This is a genomic window from Mycobacterium adipatum, from assembly GCF_001644575.1.
Classification (GTDB): Bacteria; Actinomycetota; Actinomycetes; order Mycobacteriales; family Mycobacteriaceae; genus Mycobacterium; species Mycobacterium adipatum.
The window spans coordinates 4,589,313-4,597,096 of the sequence record NZ_CP015596.1; the positions used below are offsets into that span (position 1 = coordinate 4,589,313).

Annotated in this window: 2 protein-coding genes and 1 pseudogene; 2 read left to right on the forward strand and 1 reads right to left on the reverse strand. The window is 64.5% G+C overall.

The genetic code is table 11. The features are described 5' to 3' along the window. Window position 1 precedes the first annotated feature (1 nt). Both A7U43_RS21825 and A7U43_RS21830 read left to right on the forward strand, forming a co-directional pair. A complete protein-coding gene (locus A7U43_RS21825; RefSeq protein WP_197499889.1) occupies window positions 2-3,409 on the forward strand; it encodes an AAA family ATPase in 3,408 nt (1,135 codons plus the stop codon). Next, window positions 3,409-4,389 carry a hypothetical protein gene (locus tag A7U43_RS21830; protein ID WP_231963377.1) on the forward strand — a complete coding sequence of 327 codons (981 nt, stop codon included), beginning with the start codon at window positions 3,409-3,411 and terminating at the stop codon, window positions 4,387-4,389. The genes A7U43_RS21825 and A7U43_RS21830 overlap by 1 nt, the downstream gene beginning before the upstream one ends. 807 nt (window positions 4,390-5,196) lie before the next feature. On the opposite strand, the pseudogene A7U43_RS21835 reads toward A7U43_RS21830, so the two are convergent. Beyond that, window positions 5,197-7,734: pseudogene (locus A7U43_RS21835) on the reverse strand (DEAD/DEAH box helicase); the annotation flags it as partial. Window positions 7,735-7,784: the final 50 nt, after the last annotated feature.

A 7,784-nucleotide genomic window follows, 5' to 3' on the forward strand; every position in this document is an offset into this window, starting at 1 on the left:
GATGCGACCAATCCAGCTCGATCTCGAAGGATTCGCGTCCTACCGCTCAAGAACCATCATCGATTTCCGGGACGCCGACTTTTTCGTCCTCGTCGGCCCGACCGGGTCAGGGAAGAGCACCGTCATCGACGCGATGGTGTTCTCGCTATACGGGACGGTGCCGCGTTGGGATGACCGCAACGCGGTGGCTCCCACACTGGCTCCCACGGTGAATCGCGGGGTGGTGCGCCTTATTTTCGATGTCGGCGGGGAGCGTTATGCGGCACTACGCGATGTTCGCCGCAGCGGTGGCAAGAACCCGACCGTCAGCGTCAAGGAGGCACGCCTGGAGCAGTTTCAGTCCCCGGATGCGACCGGTGATCCCGACGATGAGGTGATCACCTTGGCGACCGGACGTGGGGTCAACGCGGCGGTCGAGCGACTGCTCGGCCTGAGTTTCGCGCAGTTCACCCAGTCGGTCGCTCTACCCCAAGGCGAGTTCGCCCAGTTCTTGCACGCCACCGACGCCGAGCGCCAAGCGATTCTAAAGAACCTGTTGGGCTACCACGTCTACGACCGCATCCAGAGGGCGGCGTACAGCCGCGAGTCCGACGCACGGTCCCGGTCCGACGTAATGACCGAGCAACTCGCCCACTTTGCAGACGCCACGCCGGAGCACATCGACTCCCAGCGGCGCATCGTCGAGGGCCTGCACGAGCTAAGCGATCACGTCAGCTCGGTCGCGCTACCCAATTTGAAGGCAGCATTCGCCGCCGCCGATGCTGCCCAGTCCGCATTGCAGAAACTCACCACCGAACGCGAAGGGCTACGGACTATCGAAAAACCGGCGGGTGTCGAATCACTGGATGCCCAGAAGAGTGCGGCCGACAGCCGGCTTCAGTCGGCCGAATCAGATCAACGCGCGATCGAACAGCGGGACAATGATATTCGAGTTGCGGTGCAGGCGTCGCGTCCGCGGCACGAACTGGAGCAGCTGCTGTCACACTGGCACGAACTGAATGAGCTGGATGTGCAGCTACCCACTCTCACGGAGACCGACGAGGCGGCGCGCGCAGCCCTCATCGACGCCAAAGCCGCGTGCGAATCTGCCGCCGAGACAGCGCGACTGGCCCGTGCCGCCAGCGACACCGCGGCGCAGTACGCGGCTGAGCAGGAACGCGACTGTGACACCGCACGCACTCATCTCGGGTTAGTCGAGGTCCTACACACCCCCGATGACATCACTGAGATCGCGGCAGCACTCGCGTCCGCGAATGAGTCGCTATCGGAGGCCCGGCGGCGCGTGACCGACTGTGAGGCAGCCCAGCAGGTGTTCGTCGAGCAGTTGGCCGGTCTGCCCGATGCGACAGCAGTATCAGCGGCCGATAGCGCCGCCGAGCAAATCGTCACCATCGTCACACAGGACAATGACGAAGCCGAACAACGCACCGCGGCGTACACCGCCGCCGACACCGCACATGCGGTGAGCGTGACTGCGGCAGATGGACTCGCAGCTGCCGAACGTGCACTGCGGGAGGCCGAACAGTCCGACCAGGCGGCCGCGCTGCGCTCCGACCTACATCCAGGCGACGACTGCCCGGTGTGTGGACAACAGATCACCGACCTTCCCCATGCCGGCGATGTCGACCTCGCGGCGGCGCGAACGTCGCTGGATCAGGCCAAAGATGAGGATGCCCGGGCCCGCGCGGCGGCAACCAAGCTGGACCGCGAACACCAGAACGCCCTCGCGGTGCGCACCGAGCGGCTGAATCAGTGCCATTCGGCCCGAACATCGTTGATCACTCACTTGACCAGCCTCGGAGCTGATCTCGGTGCGCTCAGCGAGCCGATGGACAGCGATTGTCTGGGCGCGGTGCTGGCCGCCGCGCAGATGGCGCGACAACACCTCTCCGAGTTGACTCGACAGCGCACCGCGTTGGACGCTCACCGCCGCGACGCAGACACCGCAGCGACGGCTGCCCGCGCGGCTGTGCGTGACGCCGAGGGGGCCGTGGAGTCCGCACAGCAGCGGGCCCGACAGGCGCAGACTGCGCTGCACACCGCTCGAGATACGGTGGGCGCGCTGAACCCTCCTCCGATCGACGATGGCGACGTCGGCGCCGCGTGGAGTCAGCTCACCACCTGGGCTGAAGCACGACGTGATTCACTCATCGGTCACATCGAGCTGCTGGCTCCGCAGGCGGCGCGGGCACGCTCGGACGCCGAGGCTGGCGCTGCAGAGGCTGCTGCTGCGGAGGGCCGGGCGCAGTCCGCCCAGACCGCGCTGACCGCGGCGAGCGTAGCCGCATCGCAAGCCGGAACGGAGCTGCAGACAGCTTGGGTGCGGAAGACAGGACTGGCCGGCCTCCTCGCGGATGAGGCATCAGCCGACGCCGCACGGGCCGAGCTGGATCAGGTAAAGGCCCTCGAACAGCAGGGCGCCGAGGTGAATACACAGCTGCTGCAGGCCAGGTCGGCGACCGGGGTTGCCCGCGCAGCCGTCGCCACCGCGGCATCAGCCATCGCCGACAGCTGGGAGCGGTTGAGGCGACTGCGTGATCCTCTGACGGCGTTGGGCGCCCCGGAGGTGGCGGGGGTGAGCCTGCTCGCCGATTGGGATCTGCTGACGGCCTGGTCCGCCGAGCAGGCGCAGGCCAGAACGAGGGCCATCAACGACGCTCAGGACGCACTGGGCAACGCCGATCGGGATGCCGTCGCCGCGGCGGACTCCCTGATCAGCGCGATGACCGGGCACGGTATCGAGGTTGCTCCCGCCACCGGTCCCGCCGAGCTGGTGACCGCGGCACCAACCGCGGTCGCCGCCGCCGTCGCCACCGCCGAGGGATCGCTGCGACACATCGAGGATCGGCACCGGCAGTCCGAGCAGATGCGGGCCGAGACCAAGACGCTCACCGAGTCCGCCGACGTAGCGCACCTGCTGTCGAACTTGATGCGCGCCAATCAGTTTCCTCGTTGGTTGATCGCCAGTGCGTTGGACGCGCTGCTGCTGGACGCTTCCCGAATCCTGCTGGAACTGTCGGGAGGGCAGTTCGAACTGACCCGCAGCACTCAAGATCTCCTCGTCATTGACCACAACGACGCCGATATGTCGCGTCCGGTCAAGACCCTCTCCGGTGGCGAAACCTTCCAAGCGTCGCTGGCACTGGCGTTGGCGCTGTCGGAGCAGGTGACCGCGCTGGCCGCGGAAGGGGCAAGCAAGCTGGAGTCCATCTTCCTCGACGAAGGTTTCGGCACCCTGGACGAGGCCACCTTGGACATCGTCGCCGGCACGTTGGAGAACCTGGCCTCCTCCGGTTCGCGGATGGTCGGCGTCATCACCCATGTCGGGGCGCTCGCGGAGCGTATTCCGGTGCGTTTCGAGGTGGTCCGTGACAGCGCGGGGTCGCATATTGAGCGGGTGTCGGTCTAATGATGCGATTCAGTGTCGACGGCTGGGATCCAGGCTACGGTTCGGCATTGGAGACGCTGGATCTTTCCGAAACCTCAGCGAAAGTCGACACCACACTGGAGGTTTCGAGTTCCTCGTGGGAACCCGTCCCGCCGGTTTCCGGGGCTAGCGTGCCGGCAGCGGTGCTGTTCGTCGACGGTGTGCGGCGCATCGACGCCCGGGCCTGGATCGATGATGCGCAGGGCGCCGACGGTGACGGCGCGCGTGCGGTGCCCGGCCTGTGCGCGAGTTACGCCGCGGGGGTGGTGTGCTCCTGTGCCGCGGGCGCGCATATGGTGACCTCGGAAGTGCGGCGTGGGTTGTTCACCGACGCGCACACCGGCGCGCACATCAACACGGGCTCCGGCCGCTACGCCTTCCATCGCACCGTCTCGTCCCCGGATCAGCCGCCCACTGCGACGCTGACCAACGCGTTACAGCGCGCGCTGACCGATCTGGAGGTCAACGTGGCCGTCGACGCCCGCACGGCCGGTCACACAGGTGACGATGATCTGTTGGTCGTCGACGGGCCACTGCGCGGGCGGGCACATCTGCCGCGTGCGCTCGGCTATGTGAAGTCACACAACGCGCAGTACCTGCCAAACGATCTGAACAACGTGGTGGCCGAACTCGGGAGAAACGAACGCACACCAGTGTTCGCTATCGGGGGAAGCTGGGACCGCTACTCATGGTATCTGCGGTTGCCATGCCTGCCGGCGGGTCCGTGGGCGGGGATCGTCCGTCTGGAGGCCGCGATCGAACTGCCACTGGCGGATGTGGTTGAGCTGGCGAATGTTACGCAGTCGTTGCTGGGCCGGTTCGCCTCGGTGGAATACAAGGACGGGCGGGCACCGCAAAACCTGGTGCCGATTGCCGGGTTGGAGCGGGAGCTGAAGCACCGGTTGGGTTTGGCGCCGATGTTGTACCGGGAGTTGAGGGCGGTGGCGGTCCGTGTCGGCTAGAAAAATCTGGATGTCGCCCCCATAGCCGCTGGCGCCTTCGTCCTGTTTCACGCCCCAAGTGGTTCGAGGCATTCTTATCAGGCACTCGGACGCCACAGATCGCGCTGGACGTACTTTCATCCATAGTCGCCTGGTGGCCCACGCTCGGGCCGAGAACACGAAGCCTAAATAGGGTGAGATGAGCGAGAACGACGAAGAGTTGACAATCCATCGCTTCGTGGTGCTTCCCGCAGGGTCGGCATCTTCCGTCGACGAGTCGACCCGCCTGCTCTGTGCGATGGGTGCCGGTCAGCTAGAAAGCATCGAACGATGCTTCATGAAACATCTGTGCACGCGGGTGTTTACTCTAATTCCACAGATTCCCAGGACAAAGCCGACTCCCAGTCGGTGCTGGCAGTTGCCCATCCCCACAGCACTCGTTGCGCCAGCTGACGATCCGGTGTGACTGCCTCATAGTGCTGATCGGTCTCGAATCTGTGATGCTCGACCACCACCGGCTCTCCACAAGGAAAATAGGACTGGATGTAGTCGTCAGAGCCAGCGCGTACGACTATCGCAGTAGGCGCGTCACTCGGGTAGTCGAATATTTCGGCCAGTAGCCCAGGACTGAGATAAGGCACTTTCGATCCCTCCCCGAGCTCTACCTCCACACTGGCGATACTGCCGCGCGGATCGTAGAGCCGGTCGTATCTGGGATCGTAGAGCGCAAGTCCGTGGTCGCGCGTCAACTCCAGGAGCGCCGCGAAGTACGCTCTCTCCCGAAGCATGTCCTCGCGGGGCCGATCTTCGATCTCGCTCAGTGCCACTCTCATCGACAATCTCCTCGCGGTGAAGAGCGTTGATTCCCTCGCCAGGACTGGTAAATCCACCGCCGCCCGGAAACAGCGAGTAGAACAGCATCTGAGCCAACCGCTGTTCAGCCACGGAGCCGCCCGGGCCAGTCCCCGCGAGCATCGCCCGGTAGGCATCGGCGCGGCGGCGGTCATCGACATGAGCGATCGCCTTAAGTCGCTTGACCAGTTCAGTTTCCCGCGGGCCGGCGTCGGCTGACAGTTTGCCGGCCGCCCGACACAGCGTCGTCCACGAACGATCCGCACGTAGGACATCGTCCAAGCCACGCTGGTACTCGTCGAGATAGCCCGCAAGATCTTTGCCCGCATACCCACGGATCTCCGTAATCAGCGCAGCCTTCTTTGGAGCGACCTGCTGCTTGATGTTCGCGAGCACCAGCTCCTTGGCCACCGTGTCGAGAATGATCTGGCTGCCCGAGGGCAGAAAGGGAAAGCCCTCCTGCACTTGGCGTTCCAACTGCTTGCGGGTCAGTCCAGTCAGCGCTTGAAAGCGTTGGTCGAAGCGAAACTCGCGGTGCTGGTGACCGACGAAATCAAGGGCGGTCAAGACCGACTTGCCAGGAGCGAGCCGAAGCCCACGGCCGAGCTGCTGCAGGAACACCGTGGCGCTCTCGGTGGGCCGCAGGAATAGCACCGTGTCGACCACAGGAATGTCGAGGCCCTCGTTGAAGAGATCGACGGTGAAGAGCACGTTGATGTCTCGATCACGAAGCGCAGTAAGGGCGCCACGGCGTTCGGTTGTGTCATCGAGGCCCACGATGGCACGCGCCGGGATACCCGCCTGCATGAACTTCCCGGCCATGTACCGCGCGTGTTCCACGCTGACGCAGAATCCCAGGGCACGCATGTCACCGACATCGGTGATCTTGTCGCGCAGTTGGTCAAGCACGATGCGGGTACGAGCGTCGTTTCCGGTGTAGAGGCTGTTCAATTGAGCGAGGTCATAGCCGCCCCGCTTCCATTGCAACGCTTCGAGATCGGTGTTGTCGTGGATACCGAAGTAGTGGAACGGACACAGCAGATTCTGCTCAAGCGCGTCCCACAAGCGCAGCTCCGCGGCGGTACGCCCACCGAAGAACGCACGCACATCGATGCCGTCGCTACGTTCCGGGGTTGCCGTCAGACCGAGCAGTTCGACCGGCTCGATATGGTCCAGCAGCCTCCGGTAGGACGCCGCTTGGGCATGGTGGAACTCGTCGATGACCACCACATCGAAGTGGTCAGGCTTGATGCCGGTGAGGCGGTCAACCGAGAGCGATTGGATACTGGCGAACACATGCTGCCACCTCTGCGGCTGCTGACCGTCGACGAGCATCTCGCCGAAGGTCGCGTCGGTGAGGACCTCCCGGTACATGCGGCGGGCCTGTTCGAGGATCTCCTTGCGGTGCGCGACGAACAGCAGCTTCAGGTTTGAGTTGTGCGCCTCGCGGAGTCGTCGGTAGTCGAGCGCAGCGATGACGGTCTTACCTGTACCGGTGGCGGCGACGATCAGGTTGCGATGCCGGTCGTGCAGGACGCGCTCGGCATCGAGTTGCTCAAGCAGTTCGGCCTGATACGGCTTGGCGGTCACCTCCAATCCGGACAGGGTGATGGCGAGCGGATCGCGCTCCCTCTTGCCGGATGCGACTTCCAGGGCCCGCCGAAGCCGGTCACCGTCTTGCGACGGCGAGTACGGTTCGAATTCGCGGTTCTCCCAGTAGGAGTCGAACGTCGCGCTGAACTTCTCCAGCAGGTGCGGGGTGGCGATTGCAGACAGCCGCACGTTCCATTCAAGCCCGTCGACCAGCGCACAATGAGACAGATTGGACGAGCCCACGTATGCGGTGTGGAAACCAGTGTTCCGCCGAAGCAGCCACGCCTTCGCGTGCAGCCTGGTCATGTTGGTGTCGTAGTTGATCCGGACCTCGGCACCGAACTCGTCAACAAGCCGGTCAAGCGCCTTTGCGTCGGTGGCGCCGATGTAGGTGGTCGTGATGACACGCAATGGGACGCCGCGGTCGCGTAGCTCGGCGAGTTGGCTTTCCAGCAGGCGAAGCCCGTGCCACTTGACGAACGCGCACAACAGGTCGACACGGTCAGCGCTGGAGAGTTCTGCCCTTAGCTCGGCGGCCAGCGTTGGTTCGTTGCGTGCGTTTGTCATCAGCGCTGCGTCCGATAGTGGAGTGGCCGGCCGCGGTGGCCGCTCGGCGCCAAGCACATCGGCAGTGACCGCATCGAGTCGACGAATCTTGCTCGGGTCGTCCTGATAAATGCCCTCAGTCAGGACGTCCTCTGTCCCCAGAGCGTCGAGGATCTTCGCCGTCAGTTGGGCCCGCTCCTCGGCGCCGCGCGCCGACCGCAGCTGCCGCTCAATAAGCGGACTGAGGTGTCGCGCGAGAACCAGTGCCTGCTCGGCGTCGTCGACGGTGCTCAAATCGGCGACGAGGCCAGGAGCGTCCTCCAGTTCAGCCCTGAGTCGCGCAGTCAGAAGCGATTCATACAGTCCGGCGTCCACGTGCGGAGGTTATCCCGACGGGACGACAAACCGGGCGCACCCAACTTAAT